General features: G+C 65.1%; 17 protein-coding genes. 7 read left to right on the top strand and 10 right to left on the bottom strand.

Features of this window, described 5'->3' with window-relative positions:
• Nucleotides 1-30 precede the first annotated feature (30 nt).
• From BLT40_RS17960 to BLT40_RS17945, 4 genes are all read right to left on the bottom strand, one after another.
• The gene (locus BLT40_RS17960; RefSeq protein ID WP_036114334.1) at nucleotides 31-456 is read right to left on the bottom strand and encodes a hypothetical protein; all 426 of its coding nucleotides are present in this window, start codon (nucleotides 454-456) and stop codon (nucleotides 31-33) included.
• A gap of 131 nt (nucleotides 457-587) precedes the next feature.
• Nucleotides 588-1,229, bottom strand: coding sequence for a DUF1345 domain-containing protein (locus BLT40_RS17955; protein WP_239708999.1), 642 nt, complete (start codon nucleotides 1,227-1,229; stop codon nucleotides 588-590).
• An 85-nt stretch (nucleotides 1,230-1,314) separates the two neighbouring features.
• Nucleotides 1,315-3,543 (bottom strand): transferrin receptor-like dimerization domain-containing protein, encoded by a 2,229-nt coding sequence (locus BLT40_RS17950; protein WP_176809212.1) that lies wholly within the window; start codon nucleotides 3,541-3,543, stop codon nucleotides 1,315-1,317.
• Between the two features lie 5 nt (nucleotides 3,544-3,548).
• Entirely contained in the window at nucleotides 3,549-5,957 is a 2,409-nt protein-coding gene (locus BLT40_RS17945; RefSeq protein WP_090355444.1) for a TonB-dependent receptor plug domain-containing protein, read from the bottom strand.
• A 460-nt stretch (nucleotides 5,958-6,417) separates the two neighbouring features.
• Between BLT40_RS17945 and BLT40_RS17940 the strand changes: the two genes are divergently transcribed.
• The gene (locus BLT40_RS17940; protein ID WP_090355441.1) at nucleotides 6,418-6,951 is read left to right on the top strand and encodes a DUF6630 family protein; all 534 of its coding nucleotides are present in this window, start codon (nucleotides 6,418-6,420) and stop codon (nucleotides 6,949-6,951) included.
• 1 nt (nucleotide 6,952) lies between these two features.
• Here BLT40_RS17940 and BLT40_RS17935 read toward each other — a convergent pair whose 3' ends face one another.
• Entirely contained in the window at nucleotides 6,953-7,846 is an 894-nt protein-coding gene (locus BLT40_RS17935; RefSeq protein ID WP_090355433.1) for a LysR family transcriptional regulator, read from the bottom strand.
• A gap of 115 nt (nucleotides 7,847-7,961) precedes the next feature.
• On the opposite strand from BLT40_RS17935, the gene BLT40_RS17930 reads away from it, so the two are divergent.
• From BLT40_RS17930 to mfd, 5 genes are all read left to right on the top strand, one after another.
• Nucleotides 7,962-8,597: an NAD(P)-dependent oxidoreductase gene (locus BLT40_RS17930; RefSeq protein WP_090355429.1), complete on the top strand. Its 636-nt coding sequence runs from the start codon at nucleotides 7,962-7,964 to the stop codon at nucleotides 8,595-8,597.
• Nucleotides 8,598-8,694: 97 nt separating this feature from the next.
• Nucleotides 8,695-9,597, top strand: coding sequence for a 23S rRNA (adenine(2030)-N(6))-methyltransferase RlmJ (rlmJ, locus tag BLT40_RS17925; RefSeq protein WP_090355426.1), 903 nt, complete (start codon nucleotides 8,695-8,697; stop codon nucleotides 9,595-9,597).
• A 28-nt stretch (nucleotides 9,598-9,625) separates the two neighbouring features.
• The gene (locus tag BLT40_RS17920) at nucleotides 9,626-10,132 is read left to right on the top strand and encodes a Slp family lipoprotein (RefSeq protein WP_090355420.1); all 507 of its coding nucleotides are present in this window, start codon (nucleotides 9,626-9,628) and stop codon (nucleotides 10,130-10,132) included.
• Between the two features lie 33 nt (nucleotides 10,133-10,165).
• On the top strand, nucleotides 10,166-11,074 hold the full coding sequence (locus BLT40_RS17915; RefSeq protein WP_090355417.1) for a cation diffusion facilitator family transporter: 909 nt from the start codon (nucleotides 10,166-10,168) through the stop codon (nucleotides 11,072-11,074).
• 74 nt (nucleotides 11,075-11,148) lie between these two features.
• A complete protein-coding gene (mfd, locus tag BLT40_RS17910) occupies nucleotides 11,149-14,598 on the top strand; it encodes a transcription-repair coupling factor (protein WP_090355414.1) in 3,450 nt (1,149 codons plus the stop codon).
• A gap of 129 nt (nucleotides 14,599-14,727) precedes the next feature.
• Here mfd and egtD read toward each other — a convergent pair whose 3' ends face one another.
• Complete coding sequence (gene egtD / locus BLT40_RS17905) at nucleotides 14,728-15,714, bottom strand: L-histidine N(alpha)-methyltransferase (RefSeq protein ID WP_090355411.1); 987 nt, start codon at nucleotides 15,712-15,714, stop codon at nucleotides 14,728-14,730.
• The gene (gene egtB, locus BLT40_RS17900) at nucleotides 15,711-16,979 is read right to left on the bottom strand and encodes an ergothioneine biosynthesis protein EgtB (RefSeq protein WP_255364061.1); all 1,269 of its coding nucleotides are present in this window, start codon (nucleotides 16,977-16,979) and stop codon (nucleotides 15,711-15,713) included. Before egtB ends, egtD begins: the two co-directional genes overlap by 4 nt.
• A 182-nt stretch (nucleotides 16,980-17,161) precedes the next feature.
• Between egtB and BLT40_RS17895 the strand changes: the two genes are divergently transcribed.
• Nucleotides 17,162-17,602, top strand: coding sequence for a DUF6491 family protein (locus tag BLT40_RS17895; RefSeq protein ID WP_090355408.1), 441 nt, complete (start codon nucleotides 17,162-17,164; stop codon nucleotides 17,600-17,602).
• A gap of 137 nt (nucleotides 17,603-17,739) precedes the next feature.
• On the opposite strand, the gene BLT40_RS17890 is transcribed toward BLT40_RS17895, so the two are convergent.
• The 3 genes from BLT40_RS17890 to BLT40_RS17880 form a co-directional block, all read right to left on the bottom strand.
• Nucleotides 17,740-18,156, bottom strand: coding sequence for a hypothetical protein (locus tag BLT40_RS17890; protein ID WP_036114369.1), 417 nt, complete (start codon nucleotides 18,154-18,156; stop codon nucleotides 17,740-17,742).
• Nucleotides 18,157-18,233: 77 nt separating this feature from the next.
• On the bottom strand, nucleotides 18,234-20,378 hold the full coding sequence (gene rlmKL, locus BLT40_RS17885) for a bifunctional 23S rRNA (guanine(2069)-N(7))-methyltransferase RlmK/23S rRNA (guanine(2445)-N(2))-methyltransferase RlmL (protein ID WP_090355405.1): 2,145 nt from the start codon (nucleotides 20,376-20,378) through the stop codon (nucleotides 18,234-18,236).
• Entirely contained in the window at nucleotides 20,375-20,893 is a 519-nt protein-coding gene (locus BLT40_RS17880; RefSeq protein WP_090355402.1) for an alpha/beta hydrolase, read from the bottom strand. Before BLT40_RS17880 ends, rlmKL begins: the two co-directional genes overlap by 4 nt.
• Nucleotides 20,894-20,925 lie beyond the last annotated feature (32 nt).

Below are 20,925 nucleotides of genomic sequence, written 5' to 3'. Positions count from 1 at the left end.
GACCATGCACTGCCCCCGCGGGAGCTGCCCTCAGCTCCCCTCGGCAACCGCCGGCAGTTCGCTCACGTCACGCACGCTGTACACGTCGATGGCATACGGATGCTGCGCGTCGCCAGTCGCCTTGAAGCGTCCGAACACCGTGGCATCGGCACGGGTGCCTTTATTGCTCACCGTGCGTCGGAACGAGGACACATCCCGCTTACCCGCGGACTTGTCGTCCATGGCGAGGTCCACCGCGCCCTTGCACTGCGCATCGGACAGCGTCGTCGTCTTGCCCTCGCTGCTGGCCACGCCACGGACGGTCACCGTCGTGTTGAGGTAGCGGGCGGCGGTGCCGAGCACCGAGCAGATGGACTCGGGTGGTGTGTCGTCCTCGGAGCGAGCGACCGCCGCGTTACTGGCGATAACGAGGACCAGGGCGACCCCCGCCGCCCGTGCGAACGTCTGGATTGTCATTTGGCTTCCCCCCCCTTCTCTTCTCAAGCCCGTCAGGGCCCCTGCCGTATGGACGGCTAATCGAAGGACACCGCGTTTGCGGCGTCGCGTCAATAAGAAAAATGGGCAGTAGGGGGTGAACTTATTGCCGATCAGGCCTTGCCGGCGGCGATGTTCACGCTGATGGCGATGATGAAGACATTGAAGAAGAACGCGATCGCGCTGTGCATCAGCCCGATCCGGCGCAGGTACCGGGTGGTGATCTGGACATCGGAGACCTGGAAGGTCATGCCGATGGTGAAGGCGAAATAGGCGAAATCCCAGTAATCGGGTTCTTCATCACCGGGGAAATCGAGCCCCTGGTGTGGCTTGCCGAACTCCCCGTAATACCCGTGGGCGTAATGCAGGGAGAACAGGGTATTCATGAAGGTCCACGCCAGGATGATGGTGGTCGCGGCCACCGCGATGGCCAGTGCCCCGCCCTTGTCGCTGGAGTTCAGCTCCGTCGTGACCGCGCCGAGCACGACGGCGGAGAGGACCACACCACTGAGCAGCGTGGTCCACCGGCCGGTGTCCTGTTGCTTCGCCTGCCGCCGCATGGTGGCCGGACTGGCACCGACGAATATCCGCAAAAGCAGGACGAAGTACACGACGGCACCCAGATCGAATCCCAGCAGCAGCGGCAACGACCGTGGCATGCCGCTGAATTCCAGCGCCGCCGCGGCAACCACCGCCACGGCGGCGCCCACCAGCAGGCGTGGGCGGGCGTGGGCGTAGCGGATCGGACCCCACACTTTCCTGCGATGAGGCGCTGATTTTTGCGGCGTTTCGGTCATGAAAGAAGCTGTCCACCCGGCGAATGCGGCGGACTATAACCTCTTACGGCTGCGTCAGCGCCACCGTCGCCTGACGCAGGGCCTCGGCGGCCCTTCGGGTCGCGTTGGCGGTGAGGGTCACTTCCGCACTCGCCTGATCCCAGGCTTTCGCGTCGATGGCGTCACCGATACCCGGAAGCGGCGCGACGTCTTCGCCCTCCTTGCGACCCGGGGCCTGCAGCAGGTGCCGATACCAAGTGCGCTGGGGCAAGCCCGATGTCTGGAGGAACGCGGGCGCCACATCTCGCAGCGAACGGTTGACCTTCGCCGTCTGCGCCGATGAGAGCGCAGGCGCCCCCGATGCTCCGGCGGCGGTCGCGGCCGCGTCGAACGCGGTAGCGGCCACCAATAGGTCGCGCTGGGCATCCCGCAGGGCATCGAGATTCACCGCCTGCCACGCATCGTCCACTCGCGCGGGCGGCTGCAGCTTCCGATAGGCCACATCGGCCAGGTGGTACGAACCGTCGTCCACCAGGGCGTTATGGCGCTGCGCTTCCTTGTGCGCCGTTTCCGAGCTCGCCTGCAAGCGATCGATGTCCTTGCCGAGCGCCGTGGCAAAGCCGGTGTATCGCCACGGCAGCACGTCCGCATTGGCGACACGCAGGACGAGTCGCGCGTTGGTTTTCGCCAGCAAGCCGACATACGCAAGGCCGGGATCGCCGAAGCGCTGGTAATGCGTGTACGTGTCATAGAGCGAGTGGTACACCGGCACACTCTCGTCGTCCCCGTCGCGGTCATAGCCATAGCGAACGTGCAGCGACGGCACGGCGAGACGATGCGCAAACGACAGGTAATCGGAGCCCGTACCCACACGCGACGGGATGATCGGACCGGAAACATCCTTTCCCTTCTCCGCCGCATCCACAGCACGCTTGGCCAGGCGACGTGCCTGGACGGTGGCGCCGGTTTCCGGATCCTGCAGATCGGCGGCCACGCCGTCGATCAGAGTGGAAAGCGACGGGTCACCCTGCGCGGCGAGGAAGCCCCGCCCGGTGGTGTCGTTATTGAGGTAGAACACGGCCTTTTTCGACAGCTCGGCGGCGTGCTGCGCGGTCCAGGCCTTGGAGCCCAGGATGCCCAGCTCTTCGCCATCCCAGCTGGCGAACACCAGGGTGCGCTTCGGTCGCACGCCTGCCCTGGCCAGCTCGCCGATCGCCCTGGCCTCGGCCAGCAGGGCCGTCGTGCCCGCGAGAGGATCCCACGCGCCATAGACCCAGGCGTCGTGATGCACGCCGCGAATCACCCACTCGTCGGGATGCTCGCTGCCGCGCAACGTGGCAATCACGTTGTGCAGCGTGCGCCACTCCCACGGCGAACGGACTTCCAGATGAACACGTGCATTGCCCCCCACGTGATAGGTCAGCGGCAGACCGCCCTGCCAGCGGTCCGGCACGGCCTGCCCGCCGAGCGCCCGCAGGAAGTGTTCGGCGTCGCCATAGCCGATGGTAACCACAGGAATCGTCAGGTCCGCCGTGTGCTTCGCGGCCTGGATCGTCTTCGCACTTGCCGCATCCAGCACGCTGTCGATGCCGAGCGTGCCGCGCTGCACGGTGCGCGGCGTGCGCCACGCGCCGTCCGGGTAGACGTCGCCTTTCACGAAGCCGTCGGCTTCCGGATCGGAGTAGATCACCACACCGACCGCGCCGTGCTCCTGCGCAAGACGTGGTTTCACCCAGCGCCCGGCACCACTCGACTTGACCAGGACCACCTTGCCTTTCACGGACTCGCCCGCGCGTTCGAGCTCGGCGTAGTCCTTAGCCAGGCCCTCATTGACGTAGATCAGCGGCGCATCGACTGCGCCGTCCGGGCTGTACGACTCCATGCCCGGCAGCACGCCATCCCGCTTGGCCGTGTCCGGATCGCCGGCGACCGCGGGCTCGGTGAAGTCCGCCGCATAGTGCTCGCCGCCCAGCAACGAAAGCTTCTGCACGGTGGGATAGGCGACAAGCACACGGGTCGATTCAACCTTCACGTCCCAGCCCCACTGACGCAGGCTGTCCGCGATGAAGCGCGCGTTGTCGTCGTTATGCGGCGACCCGACCTGGTTGGGCGCCGACGTCAACCGCCGTAACCAGCCGTCGAGATCGGCGCTGCCGATGGACGCGTCGACACGCTGCTCCACGTCGCGCTCCGCCTGCGTCGAGGCGCCGCCGAAGCCGGCGATCGGTTCGGCGGGAGCGGCATGGGCGCCAGCCGCGACGGTGAAGGAGAGAGCGATAAATAGCGTACGCATGCGCATCAGTCCCACCGGTACGTGGCGCTGGCGTAGTAGTAACGCCCGTTCCAGCTCAGCGGTGAGAACAGGCTGTACTTGAAGTTGCCGCTGGTGGAATTGGCATACTTCACCTGCTCCGGGCGGGCATTGAACGCGTTGTCCGCACCGGCGCTCAGGGTCCAGTGGTCGATGTTGTAATCGGCCGAGAGATCGAGCGTCCAGCGATGATCGAAGTTCTGATCGAGCGCATTGCCACTGTTGCTGTAGACGGTGTAACTGCCGTAACGCTGCACGTTGGCGTGGCCCGCCCAGCGGCCGTGCAGGTAATCGAAGCCGACGTCGAGCTTGGTGCGCGGATTGGTATCGCCCAGCAGGCCGAGACGCTCGCGACGCTCCACGCGCTGCACCGCCACGCCGAGCTCATCGAGGATGGCCGGATTCGGCTTGACCCGGGTCACCTCGTTTTCGTTGTACGCCCAGCCCACGGTGGTGTTGAGGCGATCGCCGTTGGCGAAATCGAAGCCGTACTGACTCACGACATCGAGGCCGCGCGTGCGCGTGTCCACCGCATTGGTGAAGTAACGAATCGACTGATAGTTCGCGTCCACGCCGTTGGCGGCGAGGTAGGCGTTGACGGCGGGTGTGCTGACCGGAATGTTCGACGACAGATTGATGCGATTGTTGATCTTGATGTAGTACGCATCGACGCTGACGTTCCAGCCGTTGAGCGGCTCGAGCACGAGGCCGAGCGTGGCACTGCGCGACTTCTCGGGCTTCAGCTTCTCGGCACCCAGCAGACTGGCCGCTTCCGCATCCACCGGGAACGTACCGGATTGCACCAGCACCTGTCCCTGCCCCAGGTCCTGCAACTGCGAGGAGATATCCGCATAGTGCTGCTGCACCAGCGTCGGCGCACGGAATCCGGTGCCGACGCTGCCACGGACGGCGACGCGCGGCGTGAAGTCGAAACGACCGGACAACGATCCGGACGTCGTGCCGCCGAAATCGCTGTAGTTCTCGTGGCGTCCCGCCAGCGACACGGCGAAACGGTCGGTCAGATTGGTCTCGAGATCGATGTACTCGGACGTGTCATGCCGCTGCCAGTTGCCCTGCAGGTCGCCCGTGATACCTCCGTTCGCACCGTACTGCGACACGGCATCGCCCGGCGTCACCTTGTACGCCTGACGCAGATACTCCGCGCCAAACGACACGCTGACGGGATTGGGCAGCCACGATGTCGTGATTTCCTTGCTGATATCGAGGTTGGCGACCTGCTGATTGGCCTTGTAATCGGCCCCCTGGATGAAGAACGGCGTCTCACCGAACGCCCTGTAGTAGTCGGCGTTGATCGAATGACTGCGCTGGTCGTACTCGTTCGAGCCATGGCTGACCGAGGCATCGTAATGCCAGCCGTCGCCCAGCTCACCGCGGAGGCCTGCGGTCAGCGTGGTGTCGTTGACGATCGGAATGCTCACCGGCAGGTAACCGCTGGGATAGATCGAGGCGACGTTGGTCGAATCGCCGCGGTGACGATAGAGGCTGGCGGTTTCGTCGCGGTCACGCCGGTAAAGCGCTTCGAAATAGACCTCGGCCGCCTTGCTGAACTCATACTGCCCGACCACGGACACCTTGTTCGACTGCACGGCCGGATCGCCGAGCCAGTACACCTTCTTGCCGTACGAGGTACCGACCGACGCCGCGGTCTGGTCGCGCCCTGCGCGATTGCTGCCATCGTTGTTCTGGGTATCGATCGCCACATGGATCGAGCCCTTGTCGCCCAGCTTGAAACCGGTATCCGCCGAGAGCTGTCGCTGCAGGCCATCGCCCGCGTCATAGCCGCCGAATTTGGCCGTCACCTGGCCGCCCGTGCCCGACTTCTTCAGGATCACGTTGATCACACCGCCGATGGCGTCGGAGCCGTAACGTGCCGACTGTCCGTCTCGCAGCACCTCGATACGCTCGATCGCCGACACGGGAATGGCGTTCAGGTCGACGGGGTTCGAACCGCGGCCGATGGCACCACCGAGGTTGAGGAAGGCGCCCGAATGCTGCCGTTTGCCGTCGATCAGCACCAGTACCTGATCCGGGCTGAGGCCGCGCAGTGTCACCGGCCGTGCCACTTCCGCCCCGCTGATGGTGGTCGGCTGCGGGAAGTTGAGGGAGGGCACCAGACGCGCCAGCGCCGCCGTGAGCTGGGTGGCCCCACTCTGCTGCAGCTGCTGCGGGGTGATCACGTCAATCGGTTGCAGCGAGCTCGATACGGTGCGCTCGGTGCTGCGCGTACCGGTGACGATGACGGTGTCGAGGTTACTGGGTTTGGCGGCCTCGGTCGTGTCGGCCGGCGCGGCCTGTTGCGCATGGACGGTCGAGGCGCTGAGCGCGACGGCGAGTGCAAGGAACAACGGCTTGCGGCGATGAGCGAAAGACAACATGGGTACGGAATTCCCCTGGAAACGGAAAGTGCGCCGACGCCCCGGGGGCGACGGAAATGAGTGACGGCAGGTCGCGGCAACGCTCCGGGGCGTCACCCGTCGACGTGACGGAGAAAATGGCGAGATATGCTCCGCGGGTTTAGCGGAGCGCGCACTACGCGCGGTGTGGGTCGCTCAGACCAGTCGACACGAACGACACGCGCATGCCGCCACCGAACATCGCGGCATGGCCGGCGACGTCATCGGGAGGGTGTGCGCGTGGAAGTCGTATGCGTTCACTGGGAGCGTGTTACACCTGAAGTAAGCCGCCGAAACGGCATGGTTGGCAGTGGCCCGGATGTCATTTGTTGCACCGCGTCGCAAGTTTGTCAACCTGTGCGATTGGACGTCCATTTCAAGACCTGCGGCGCTATGACGCGCATCGTGCGATGATTTCCCCCGATCCCACAGGCCATTCTCCATGAGCTACGACGACGATTACCCCGAAGAACGCGAGTACGACGATGAAGAAGGCGAGGACACCGTCGAGTCCCAGGTCTGGCAGCTGTTGCTGCTCATCAATCCCGGCGACGAGGAGAATGCGCTGCGCCAGTTCACCGTGTATCGCGCGGAGATCGAGGACCAAGGCGACGACGACCCCATCCGCATCGTGGCGCAGGTCACCGACTGGCAGTCCAGTTTCGAGGTGGATGCCGACGACACCCGCACCCTCGTCGATGCCATCATGGAACTGGTGTCGCGCTGGAGCGATGTCACCATCGACTGGGACGGCGACCCGAGCGAAGACGAGTTTCACGAGGACATCGACGGTCCGGAAATCTTCAGCCGCGCCTTCGACCAGCTCAATCAGTACGGCTATACCCTTTGGGCGCGCGAGGCTGAGGAAGACGATGTGTATGCCGGATGGATCACGTCCTCGCGCGATGACGAACACATGCGTCAGATCGCCGCGTCGCTGGGCATCAATCTGCGTCTTGGCAGCCAGGTGACCTGAGCTATGCCAGACGCTCCTTCAGCAGATCGATGAAGGCACGAACCTTCACCGGGGGCTGTCGCCCGGGATACACCGCGTGTATCCCGCCCTCGGGCAACGTGAACCCGGGAAGCAAGGCGACGAGTCTCCCGGCGGCGACATCGGCATCGACGACGTAGTCGGGCAGTACCGAGATCCCCAGGCCTTCGAGGACGAAACGACAGGCGACGGTCGCGCTGTTGGCACTGGCGATGACACGGGTCTGTACCGAGTGCTCATCGCCGTGGCCATCGGTGAAGGTCCATCGCGTCGGCGAAGCCAGCACCGTGACGGCGACCCAGCGATGCGCTGCGAGGTCGCCGGGGACCGAGGGCGTGCCGTATTTTTCCAGATAGGCCGGCGAGGCGACCAGGCATTCGCGGAAGGCGGCCAGCCGGGCGGCACGCAGGCTCGAATCGCGCAGCCAGCCGATACGGATGGCCAGATCGAACCGCTCGGCGATCAGATCGGACACGGTGTCAGTGACGACCAGTTCCACCCTCACCTGCGGATAGCGCTCGGCGAACTCGGCGAGCGCCGGGGCGACGACGGTGGTGCCATGGTCGCTGGCAGCCGTGACGCGAAGCACGCCCATCGGCGTGTCACGGCACTCGCCCAGCCGGGTGATCGCATCGTCGGCGTCGGCGAGAATGCGGGCGCAGTCTTCGTGAAAGCGCTCACCGGCGTCGGTCAGCGCCATCCGCCGCGTGCTGCGCACCATCAACGCGACGCCGAGTTCCTCTTCCAGCTTCGCCAGGTGCTGGCTGACCATGGCCTTCGTCGTCCCCAGCTGCCCGGCCGCGGCGGTGAAGGACCCCGCCCTGACGAGGGCGACGAAGACGGCCAGGCGGTTCAGATTGACGTCGGCGGCGGCCATGAGTCGGTCCCTGTCGTAAAGCGATACTTTACGATGAATTGCGCGATGAGGCGTTTTTCGGAAACGATCGCCGGCGCATCCTAGCTGCCTGACTTCCGACACCAAGGCCATTCCCATGAAGATCGTTCTGTTCGGCGCCACCGGCAATATCGGCAACGTGATCCTCGACGAGGCTCTGGCCCGCGGGCATGAGGTCACCGCCGTCGTTCGCGATCCTGCGAAACTGGCCACGAAGAACCCGAAGCTTGAGGTCGTCAAAGGCGACGTGGCCGACGCCACCTCGCTCGCCCCCGCCCTTGCCGGGGCCGATGCCGCCATCGCCAGCCTGAACGACCACGCCACGCCGGCCAATGTGCCGAAGCAGGCGACCGCCCTGCTCGACGCGCTCGCGGCGGCCGGCGTGAAGCGCTTCGCCTGGGTAGGTGGTGCGGGCAGCCTGGAGACCGCACCGGGCGTGCGTGTGATCGACGACCCGAACTTCCCGGAAACCTGGAAGGCCTCGGCGAACTCGCAGATCGAGGCGCTGAAGGCGTTCCGCGGCAGCGATGCCCGCGTGGACTGGACCTACATCAGCCCCGCGGCGGAGATCGCACCGGGTGAACGCAAGGGGAGCTTCCGGGTAGGTGGCGATCAGTTGCTTGTGGATGGTGACGGGCACAGCCGGATTTCGATCGCTGACTTTGCCATCGGCGTGCTGGACCGGATCGAGAAGGGCGATGCGGTGAAGAAGCGGGTGACCTTCGCGTATTGAGGGGAATCGCGCGCATGAGGAATCGCGCGCGGGGCGCGCTCCTACATGGGGATTGGCGGCGTGGGGATTGGCGGCTTTTGGCCGCTATAATCTCCCGATGAATTATCGCCACGCCTACCATGCCGGCAACTTTGCCGATGTCCTCAAGCACATGGTGCTCGTGGCCCTGATCGACTCGCTGAAGCAGAAGGCGTCGCCCTTCTGCTACATCGACACTCACGCCGGCAGCGGTCGATACGACCTGCAAGGCAACGAGGCGCGCAAGACCGCCGAGGCCGACGAAGGCTTCGGCGTCCTCAAGACCGCGTCCGGCCTGCCGCCCCTGCTGTGGAAGTACCTCGAGATCGTCCGCGCGTTGAACGCAGGCAGTGACTCGCTGCGCTTCTATCCCGGCTCGCCTTGGATCGCCGCCCATCTGATGCGTGAGACCGACTCGGCGCAGATGGTCGACGTACGCAATGACGAGTCAGGCGCACTCCGCCAGCTGTTCCACCACGACAAGCGCATCCATGTGCATGAGCGTGATGGCTACGAGGCGATGAAAGCCTTCGTTCCGCCGAAAGAAAAACGCGGCCTGGTCCTGATCGATCCGCCGTTCGAGGCTCAGGAAGCCGAGTTCCGCATCATCGAGAAGACGCTAAAGGCCGCGCTGGAAAAGTGGCCGACCGGCGTCTACGCGGTCTGGTACCCGATCAAGCTGCGCAGCCACGTGCAGCCGTTCCATCGCTGGCTGACCAAGTGCGGCGCCAAACGCGTCCTGGTCGCCGAACTGCTGCTGCGTCCCGACGACTCCCCGCTGTGTCTCAACGGCACGGGTATCGCCATCGTGAACGCGCCGTGGAAACTCGATGAAACGATCCGCGATTCGCTCAAGCTGCTGCCGAAGCTGCTGGGGAAGCCGGGCGAGTCCGAATACCGGCTAAGCTGGCTGGTGGAAGAAGGCAAGGATGAAGAGCCTGCCCACAGTCCGCACGCGCCGCGTTCAGTCCGTCGGCGCTAAATTGGCGATACATGCCAGGAGCCGACCCATGCGCCCGACCATCGTCCGTTTAGCCGTTCCTGCCGCCCTGCTCACGCTCGCGCTTTCCGCCTGCGCGCCGGCGCCGATCTACAAAGCCACCGCGAACAACGCCGCCGTGCCACCCTCCCAGGTGGCGCGCGAGCCGGAACGCTACGGCAACTCGGACGTGATCTGGGGTGGCCGCATCGTCAGGGTCAGCAACTTTGCCGACCACAGCGAGATCGAGATCCTCGCCTATCCGCTCGATGGTTCGCAGCGGCCGCAGGCGAACGACACCGGCAACGGCCGGTTTATCGCCGCCATGCCTGGCTACGTCGAAAGCCTCGACTATCCCGCTGGCGGCCTCGTTACCGTCGCGGGCCGCCTGAATGGCACGCGCGCGTCCAATGTCGGGCAGGCGTCTTACACCTTCCCATTGGTTTCGGTTAACCAGTCGAACGTGTGGACGGCCAAGGAAATGTCGGGTGGCCACCCGAACATCAGTTTCGGCGTGGGTGTCGGCGTCATACGGTAAGATCTTTCGATCACTTACCGGGACAGGGATCACATGTCGGGACATTCCGATTCGAAGCGCGCGATTTTTCTCGCGCTTGGCGCCAACTTCGCCATTTTCGTCGCCAAGCTCGTCGCGGCCCTTTTTACCGGATCCGGTGCGATGCTCGCGGAAGCGGTGCATTCGCTCGCCGATTGCGGCAACCAGGGCCTGTTGCTGCTCGGCATGAAGCAGGCCAAGAGGCCGCCGTCGTCCGAGTACCCGCTGGGCTGGGGGCGCGCGCTGTATTTCTGGTCTTTTCTCGTCGCCATCCTGCTTTTCAGCGTGGGCGGCATGTTCTCGGTTTACGAGGGCGTCCATAAGCTCACCCATCCCGAGCCGCTCAAATGGGCATGGCTGGCAGTCGGCGTGCTGGTGTTTTCCATCATCACCGAAGGCGTTTCCATGCATGGCTGCATGCAGGAAGTGAACAAGGCGCGCGGCGACCAGCCTCTGTGGCAGTGGTTTCGCGAGACGCGGGCGAGCGAGCTGCTGGTGATCTTCGGTGAAGACCTGGCCGCTCTGCTCGGCCTCTGCCTGGCACTGATCGCCGTGTTGCTGACCATGCTGACCGGCAACCTGATATTCGACGCTATCGGCACGATCGCCATTGGCGTGCTGCTTATCGTGGTCGCCGTCGCGGTCGCCCGCGAGGTCAAGGCGCTGCTGATCGGCCAGGGCGTGGAGCCGAGGCGCCGTGTGCAGATGATGGCATTCCTCCAGGGCCGCCCTGAAATCGACACGGTCTACAACCTGCTGACCCTGCAGATGGGCAACGAGGTAATGGTGGCGATCAAGGCGAAGATGGCCGCGGCGCCGACCGCGCGCGCCATGGTCGAAGCGATCAACATCGTGGAGGCGGACTTCAAGGCGGAGTTCAAGGACGTGCGGTGGAGCTTCTTCGAGCCGGATATCGCGGACTGAGGCTGGCCTAGCCAGCCGCTTCACCCTGGGGTAGTACAATCGTCGGCTTGTCCGCAAGCGACCAAGCCGACTTCATGCCTCTAGCTCTGACCCGCCCGCCGCTGCCCGCCACCGCCAAGACACGCCGCTACTGGGCCACACCCCATGGCTCGGCCTGGGCACTCGAAGTCGCCGAGGCGGCGCGCGCGCACGAAGGCCTGCTGGTCGTGGTCACCCGCGACACCCGCAGCGCCGATAACCTCGAAAGCGAGCTGGCGGTGTTCGCGGGCGAACTGCCCGTGCTGCACTTCCCGGACTGGGAAACGCTGCCTTACGACGTCTTCAGCCCGCACCCGGAAGTCGTCTCCCAGCGCATCGCGACCCTCTACCGGCTACCCAGCACCCGGCGCGGCGTGCTGGTCGTGCCAGTGGCGACCCTGATGCAGCGCATCGCCCCACGCACGCACATCACCGGCTCCGGCCTGGTGCTGCGCAAGGGTCAGAAGCTGGATTTGGGCGCCGAGCAGCGTCGCCTCGAAGCCGCCGGCTACCGTAACGTGCCGCAGGTCGCCGAGCCGGGCGACTTCGCCGTGCGCGGCGCGCTCATCGACATCTATGCCATGGGCGCGAGCGAGCCGTATCGCGTCGAACTGTTCGACGACGAGGTCGAGTCAATCCGCAGCTTCGACACCGAAACCCAGCGCTCCACGCATCAGGTCGACAGCGTGGACCTGCTCCCGGCCCGCGAATTCCCGTTGACCGAAGACGCCGCCAAAAACTTTCGTGCCAACCTGCGCGAACGTTTTCCGATCGACATCCGTCGCTGCCCGCTCTATCAGGACATGAAGGAAGGCGTCACGCCGGGCGGCATCGAGTACTACCTGCCCCTTTTCTTCCCCGCCACTGAAACCCTGTTCGACTACATCGCGGGCGATGCGATGTTCGTCCTGGGCGAAGGTGCGCTGGCGTCGGCGGAGCAGTTCTGGACCCATACCGCCGAGCGCTATGACCAGCGCGCGCACGATATCGAGCGTCCGGTGCTGCCGCCGGCCGAGATCTACCTGCCGCCTGAGCAACTGCGCGAGCGCCTGAACAAGCAGGTGCGCGTGGATGTCGTGTCCAGCGATCACGAGCACGCCGTGGACCTGGGCACGCAGCCCGCGCCCGAGGTGCCGCTCAACCGCAAGGGCGAAGAGCCGGGCACCGCGCTGCGGCACTTCCTCGCCAGCTACAAGGGCAGCGTGCTGATCGCCGCGGACTCCGCCGGCCGCCGCGAAGCCCTGATCGAACAGCTCGCGGGCGCGGGGCTGAAGCCGGCCATCCTCGACGGCTGGAAAGACTTCCTTGCCCGCGACGAGAAGCTGGCGATCACTGTCGCTTCGCTCGAGCAAGGCTTCGCGATCACCAGGCCCGCGTTCACCGTGCTCACCGAGCGCGAACTGTTCGGCGAGCGTGTGCGCACCGACCGCAAGCGCCGTGCCGGGGCCGCCCGCGATCCCGAAAGCATCATCAAGGACCTGACCGAGCTGTCCATCGGCTCGCCCATCGTCCATATCGACCACGGTGTGGGCCGCTATCAGGGCCTGCTTTCGCTCGATGTCGGCGATATGCCGGGCGAGTTCCTGACCATCGAGTACGCCAAGGGCGACAAGCTCTACGTGCCCGTGGCCCAGCTGGGCCTGGTCAGCCGCTATACCGGCACCGCGCCCGAACTGGCGCCGCTGCACTCCCTGGGCGGGGATGCCTGGGAACGTGCGCGCAAGAAGGCCGCCGAAAAGGTGCGCGACGTGGCGGCCGAGCTGCTTGGCATCTACGCGCAGCGCGAAGCCCGTCAGGGCCAGTCACTGTCCGTCGACCGGCAGATGATCGAGGAATTCGCGGCGACCTTCCCCTTCGAGGAAACACCCGATCAGCAGGCCGCCATCGATTCCGTCATCGTCGACCTCGCCGCACCGCGTGCGATGGATCGCGTCGTCTGCGGCGATGTCGGCTTCGGCAAGACCGAGGTGGCACTCCGCGCCGCTTTCGCCGCCGCGACGGCCGGCAAACAGGTGGCCGTCCTGGTGCCGACCACCCTGCTCGCCCAGCAACATTACCGCAACTTCGCCGATCGCTTCGCCGACTGGCCGGTCCGGGTGGACGTCATCTCGCGTTTCAAGTCGAAGAAGGAAGTGGACGGCGCGCTGGAGCGTCTCGCCGAAGGGCAGATCGATGTCATCGTCGGCACCCACAAGCTGCTTGGCCCCGAGATCCGGTTCAAGGATCTAGGCCTCGTCATCGTCGACGAGGAGCAGCGTTTCGGCGTCCGCCAGAAAGAGCAGCTGAAAAAACTGCGTGCGGAGGTCGACCTGCTGACCCTGACCGCCACACCGATCCCGCGCACGCTCAACATGGCGATGAGCGGACTGCGCGACCTGTCGATCATCGCGACGCCGCCGGCCCACCGGACCGCCGTGCGCACACTGATCTCCACGTACCAGCCCGCCCTGATCCGCGAAGCGATCCAGCGCGAGCTGGCCCGTGGCGGACAGGTCTACTTCCTGCACAACGAAGTCGAATCCATCGAGCGCATCGCACGCGAGCTGGGCGAACTGGTACCTGAAGCGCGCATTCGCGTCGCCCATGGGCAGATGCCGGAGCGCGACCTCGAACAGGTCATGGCGGACTTCCACCGCCAGCGATTCAACGTGCTGGTGTCGACGACCATCATCGAATCCGGCATCGATATCCCGACCGCCAACACCATCGTGGTCAACCGCGCCGATCGCTTCGGTCTCGCGCAGCTGCACCAGCTGCGCGGACGCGTCGGTCGTTCGCATCACCGCGCTTACGCGTACCTGATCGTGCCCGACCGCAAGGCGATGACCGCCGATGCGGAGAAGCGCCTCGAAGCGCTGGCCTCGCTGGAAGAACTCGGCGCCGGCTTCACGCTCGCCACGCACGATCTCGAAATTCGCGGTGCGGGCGAGATGCTCGGCGAAGAACAATCGGGCCAGATCCAGGAAATCGGCTTCGGTCTGTACACGGAACTGCTCGACCGCGCCGTACGTGCACTGAAGTCGGGCAAAGTGCCGGACTTCGATCTCACCTCGGAGCACGAGACGGAGGTCGAACTGCATCTTCCCGCGCTGATTCCGGAGGACTACCTGCCGGATGTCCATGCGCGACTAACCCTATACAAACGCATCGCCAGCGCGCGCGACGAACATGGGTTACGCGAGTTGCAGGTGGAAATGATCGATCGATTCGGCCTTCTGCCGGATCAGATCAAGTGTCTGTTCGCGGTCGCCCAGCTGAAACTGATGGCGACGCCGCTGGGTATCCGCAAGGTGGACTTCGGCGCCAATGGCGGACGTATCACCTTCCGCGATAAACCCGATATCGACCCTATGGCGCTGATCAAGCTGATCCAGCAACAGCCGCGGGTGTTCAAGATGGACGGTCAGGACAAGCTGCGCGTCATTCTTGAGCTGCCGGGTTCGGCCGAGCGAATTCGCACGGCGCAGGACTTGCTGGTGTCCCTGGGGGCGAGGCGGCCCGGCTGACCCACCAACCTAGCGCAACCCCCTTGTAGGAGCGCGCCTCGCGCGCGACATCCGGCATGCGGCACCATCACACGGCGACGCAGACCGTTTTCGCGCGCGGGGCGCGCTCCTACAAAGCTACGGCTGGCTTCAGGCCACCACCGGTGTCGACCGGACCAGATACTGCACACTGAAACGGCGGTCCTCGTCCATCCAGACCTGCGCCACGGACAGCCCGGCTTTGTTCGCCATCTGCGCGAAATCGTCCAGCGAATACTTGCAGCTGTATTCCACATGCATCGCTTCGTCCGCGCGGAAGCTGAAGGCCTCGTCGCGCACGTGCACCACTTGCTGCTTCGTGCTCACCAGCGACGTCTCGATCCGACCTGCCAGCACGTTGTAACGCGCGCGGTGACGGAAAGCGTCGACATCGAAGTCGGTCCCGATTTCCCGGTTGAGACGAACCAGCATGTTGAGGGTAAAGTCGCGCGTGATGCCTGCCTCGTCGTTGTACGCCGCTTCGATCTCCGCGACGTCCTTCTTCAGGTCGACACCGATCAGCACGCCGCCGCCGTCGCTCATCTCGGCACGCATCTGGCGAAGAATCTTCACCGCGTCCTTCGCCTCGAAATTGCCGATGGTCGAACCCGGAAAATAGATCACGGTGCGACGTGGCGAGCGCGAAGCGACCGGCAGGCGAAGCGGCTGCGTAAAGTCGGCACACACCGGCTGCATCGGCACGTTCGGGAAGCGGGTCGCAAGTTCGGCGACGCTTTCCATCAGCGCGGTGCGAGAGATCTCCACCGGGACGTAAGCCACCGGCGTCTCGAGGTGTTCGAGCAGCATGCGCGTCTTGATGCCGCTGCCGCTGCCGTATTCGACCAGACGCACGTCCGGCCCGATGACATCGGCGATATCGCCCGCATGATCGCGCATGATCGCGATCTCCGTGCGGGTGAGGTAGTACTCGGGCTGTTCGCAGATCGCCTCGAACAGAGCCGAACCACGTTCGTCATAAAAGAGTCGCGAAGGCAGCTTCTTGATCTTCGCCCCGAGGCCGCGGCGTACGGTCTCGAGGGTGTCCTCGACATCCGGGTGGCGGTCGTCGACACGGATGTCTTTCGGTTGAGCGCTCATCGATCGTTTCCCAGTCGTATCCCCGTGAACTGCCAGCGGGCATGGGGAGGAAAAAAGTTGCGGTAAGAGGCGCGAACATGATCGGCGGGCGTAGCACAGGAGCCCCCGCGAAGGATCCACTGCCCGTTCATGAACTTTCCGTTGTATTCGCCCAGCGCTCCGTCCAGCGGACGGAAGCCCGGGTAGCTGACATAGGGGCTCATGGTCCATTCCCAAACGTCGCCGTACATCTGTCCGAGATCGGTCTCGAACGATGAGGCACGTGGGTGGAACACCCCGCTGTCCTGAAGGTTTCCGCGTACGGGTACGTCGGCAGCCATCGTCTCCCACTCGACTTCCGTCGGCAGGCGAGCGCTGGCCCAGCGTGCGAAGGCATCGGCCTCGAAATAGCTGATGTGGCACACGGGCGCGTGCGGGTCGATCGCGCGTCGGCCCTGCAGGGTGAATTCGGTCTCGCAGGCCTCGTCCCAGTACAACGGACGCTGCCAGCCTTCCGCATTGACGGTCGCCCACCCATCGGACAGCCACAGCATGGCGTCGCGATAACCGCCGTCCTGAATAAAAGCGAGGTACTCGGCATTGGTGACAGGACGATTCGCCAGCGACCCGGCCTGCCGGTATGCGCGGTGACGCGGGCCCTCATTGTCGAAATGGAAGCCCGCGCCCTCGTAGCCGATCTTGACGACCCCTTCGTCGAAGGGGATGTAGCGCAGGGCGGGAGCCGCAATGGACAGCGCGCGCGGCGCATCCGGAGCGAAAGCGGGCTCCAGGGGGTTCTGCGAGAACGCATGTTTGATATCGGTGAGCAGCAGTTCCTGGTGCTGCTGCTCGTGCTGGCAACCGAGCTCCACCAGCATCGACAAGGCCTCGTCGTCACCGCGCTGAATGCGTCCGGCAATGGCCTCGTCCACGCGGGATCGATAATCCAGCACTTCGTCGAGAGCCGGCCGGGTGATCATGCCTCGGCGCGTACGCGCGTGCATCGGACCGACCGACTGGTAGTACGAATTGAACAGGTAGTGCCATTCCGGATGGGGCGAGACATACGACGGGTCACGAGCCAGGATGAACTGCTCGAAGAACCAGGTCGTATGGGCGAGATGCCACTTCGTGGGACTCGCATCCGGCATGGACTGGATCACGGTGTCTTCGGGTCGCAGATGAGCCGCGAGTGCCGCAGTGCGATGGCGGACGCCAAGGTAGCGCTGTGCGAGATCCGCGGGGGCCGATGAGGGGGTTTCGAGGCCAAGCGGGCGGACCATCATGCGCTGGCCTCCTGTGCGGCCGAAAGAGCGTCAGTCATGACGGAAAGGATGGCCGAGCAAACGTTCAACGAATGTGAGCACACCCCTTCACGACCTTAACGAAAGGTGCACCCGGCCCTGTCCCCTCTCGCTTCCAGGCCGTTTCGGGCTTAACGTGAGACATTCCCCCGGAGGACCACGCCGTGAATGTCCGCACCCTGATCGCCGCTTCCGTGCTGCTTGCCTGTGCCTCGTCCGCGCATGCCCAGAACGCCCCCCCAGTTCCGCGCAACGAGCTTCCATTCAACGACTGCATGCGTACCGACCGTATCAACGAATGGGCCGTCGCCGACGCCCGTACGGTGGCCGTGCGCAATGGGCCCAATCACTTCCTCGTCAAGACCAGCACGGACTGCCCGCGCATGGATCTTGGGGGAGGCATCCACTTCAAATCGTCCAACAGCGACAAGGCCATGGGCGAGATGCGCATCTGCGGCGGGATCGACGAGAAGATCGTGCGACGAGACGATCCGCCGTGCCAGATCCAGTCGGTGGAGACCATCGACAAGGCGCAGTTCGAGACACTGAGGAAGAAGGCGAAGCGGCGTGGGTCGGGCGCGGAGCCGAATGGGGCCGTGCGCTGACGTGACCCGGTCCGCTCACTGGCCCTCAGCTGTCTCCAGCGCGACCGTCTTCCAGAGCGGACCAAAAGAAGAGGCCCGGCAATGCCGGGCCTCTCTCTTAACGTTTCAGCGACTGCTGATTCAGCGACTGCCGACGATCAATACCCGTCGTCGCGGATGTAGCGCGTGCCACCGTAACCATCGTCCACATAGGTGGTCGTGGTCGTCACGCGGCGGGTCACCACCGGCGGCGCGTCCTCGTAAACCACCGTGCGGCGCGGCGCGTAATACGTCGGGCCGTTGTCGTACACGACGGTGCGCGGTGCCGTCGCGTTCGCGACCAGACCCACCACCGCACCGGCGACGATCGCGCCAGCGATCCAGCGGCCGGCGTGGTCGTAGTGACCGCGACCGTAATAACCGCCACGACCGCCATAGTAACCACCGCCGTGGTAGCCGTAACCGCCACCATGGTAGCCGCCGTAATACCCACCACGCGCGAACGCGCCGGGAGCGAACGCCATCAGACCCGCAGCGGCGAGGACGAGGGCGGACTTTACGAACTTACCTTTCATGACAGTTACCTCCGGGTGTTGAGCGCAGATTCGCGCTCTGCCACTGAATCCAATCTGAAGTTTTCTACACTCTCAATTCACGTTTTCCACGGATTCACGTACGGCTTCCGAAGCAGCCAGCAGCCATGGATGTTGTGGCGGCGGGCGAAGTCGAACGGGATGCTGGGAGCACTCCAGTCTTCAATGGAGAAATGGGGTTCGAGGGCGGCTTTGTCAAGCTGGAACCGGCGGAAATTGTTCGAAAAAACAATGACCCCGTCCGGCAACAGGCGGTCCAGGCAGAGCATCAGCAGCTTGACGTGATCACGCTGGACGTCGAAGTCGTCGGCCCGCTTGGAATTGGAGAACGTCGGCGGGTCGACGTAGATCAGCCCGTACTGCATCGAGCGCTTCTCGAGGAAGGTGAGGGAATCTTCCTGCACCAGCCGGTGACGTGCGCCCTCAAAGCCGTTCAGCGCGAGATTACGCGATGCCCAGTCGAGGTAGGTGCCCGACAGGTCGACCGTCGTCGTGTCGCGCGCGTCGCCGGCCGCCGCGTAGACGCTGGCCGTACCCGTATACGCAAACAGGTTGAGAAAATGCTTACCGGGGGCAAGCTCACGGATCTTGGCCCGGACCAGGCGGTGATCGAGGAACAGGCCCGTGTCGAGGTAATCGGTCGGGTTGATCAGGAAGCGCAGGCCGCCCTCACCCACCTCGACAAATTCACCCTTCTGGTCGAACTGACCGTATTTGGAGCCGCCCTTGCCGCGCTCGCGCGTCTTGACGGCGATCCGCTCGCGGGGAATCCCGAAGACTTCGCTGGCCACGCGACCGATCTCGCGCATGCGGATGCGTGCGACATCGACCGGCACGTCCTGCGGCGCCTTGTACTCCTGGATGTGCAGCCAGTCCTCGTAGACGTCGATCGCCGCCGCGTATTCCGGCAGGTCCTGGTCGTACGCGCGCCAGCAGGTGATGCCCTCGCGGGTCAGCCGCTTGCGCAAATGGCGGACATTCTTCTCGAGACGGTTCTTCAGCATCTCCGCGCCAGGCGACAGCGGCCTGGCCTCGCGGGGCGCCGCATCGCGCGGACGCAGCGCGAAGGTCAACAGCGGCGTCTCGAGCGCGCCGTTGAACAGCACGTAGCGCTTGTCCGGGCTGAGGCGGAGGGCGCGGCCCAGCTCCTCGTCACCGGCAAGAATGGCGGCACGCCAGCCCTGGAAACGGTCCTTCAGCGCCTGACCGAGGTCGCGGTAGAGCACCGGCAACTCGGCGCGGTCGCCCAGACGCTCGCCGTAAGGCGGGTTGGTGATGACCAGACCCAGCGGGGTCTCCGGCGGCGGCGCGACATGCACGGCGTCGCGCTTGTCCAAATGAACGAAACCGGCGACGCCCGCGCTCTGCGCATTGCGCTTCGCGGTCTGGACCATGTGCGCATCCGAATCGCTGCCGAAGAACACCGGACGCAGGGCGCGCAGGCCTTCCTCGGCGCGAGCCCTGGCCTCGTCGTAAATCGTGCGCCACAGCGAATAGTCGTGCTTTGCCCAGCCCAGGAAACCGAAGTAGTCGCGACGCAGGCCCGGCGCCACGTTGGCGGCCATCAAGGCACCTTCGATCAGGAGGGTGCCCGAGCCGCACATCGGGTCGACCAGCGCACCGCCTTCGGCGTAGATCCGCGGCCACTGGGCACGGACGAGCATGGCGGCGGCGAGATTCTCCTTCAGCGGAGCCTCGCCCTGCTGCTCGCGCCAGTTACGGCGATGCAGCGGCAGACCGGAAAGGTCGATGGACAGGGTGGCGCGGTCGCGGCGCAGGCGCACGTTGACGCGCAGATCGGGTTCTTCCGGGTCCACATCGGGGCGCGCACCGCTGGCGGCGCGGAACTGGTCGACGATGGCGTCTTTGGTCTTCAACGCGATGAACTGGCTGTGGTTGAGCTTGCTCTGCGCCGTGTTGGCGTCCACGGCCATGGTGCCGTGCGGCGCCAGATGTTCGGACCAGTCGATATCCTGCACACCCGCGTACAGGGCGTCCTGATCGGCGGCGTCGAACTCGGCCAGCGGCAGCAGCACCCGGCTGGCCATACGCGACCACAGGCAGGCCCGGTAGGCGGTCTCGATGCTGCCGGTGAACGACACGCCCGCCAGCGCCTCGCGCACGTCACCGGCGCCGAGAGCGATGAGTTCGTCCTTGAGCAGGTATTCCAGGCCCTTGGGGCAGGTTGCGAAGAAGTGGCTCATGCCAGACCTCCGAGGAAACGGCGGAACTCGGCCTCGATATCGGGCAGCGAATCGCTCAGGCGATGGTCGTCCTGCACCAGCAACAGCGGCGCCGCGTGAGCACGGGCGTAGCCGATGGCCTCATCGACCGGGCAGACGTCGTCCGCGTAACCGTGAACCAGGAACGACGGCACGCCGGTGGCGGCAGCGAACGGACGGGCGTAACCGGGGATGCGTGCCGGCAGGGCCAGCAGGAACAGCCCGGCGACCGGGGCGTCCAGCGAGGCCAGGCCGGAGACGAAGGCGCCCATGCTGGACCCGACGAGGACCGGCGGCGCGGGGGACGCGGCGACCGCCTCGGCCAGGCGTGCCAGACGCGGATCGACGCATCCGGCATGGCCGAGGGCGTCGTCGTCGCGGTAATCGGGGCGGACCGTGGTCCAGCCGAGCGATTCGGCCACGGCGGCAAGCGCGCTGACCTTGGTGGCGTCGGGACCGGAATCGGACCCGTGGGAAAGAATGATGTTGCCGCGCATGGCGGACTCCGTACGCGGAATGACCGCCTATG

Source organism: Dyella sp. 333MFSha (genome assembly GCF_900102405.1).
In the GTDB taxonomy this organism is placed as follows: Bacteria; Pseudomonadota; Gammaproteobacteria; order Xanthomonadales; family Rhodanobacteraceae; genus Luteibacter; species Luteibacter mycovicinus.
This window is presented reverse-complemented; position numbering and strand designations above follow the sequence as displayed.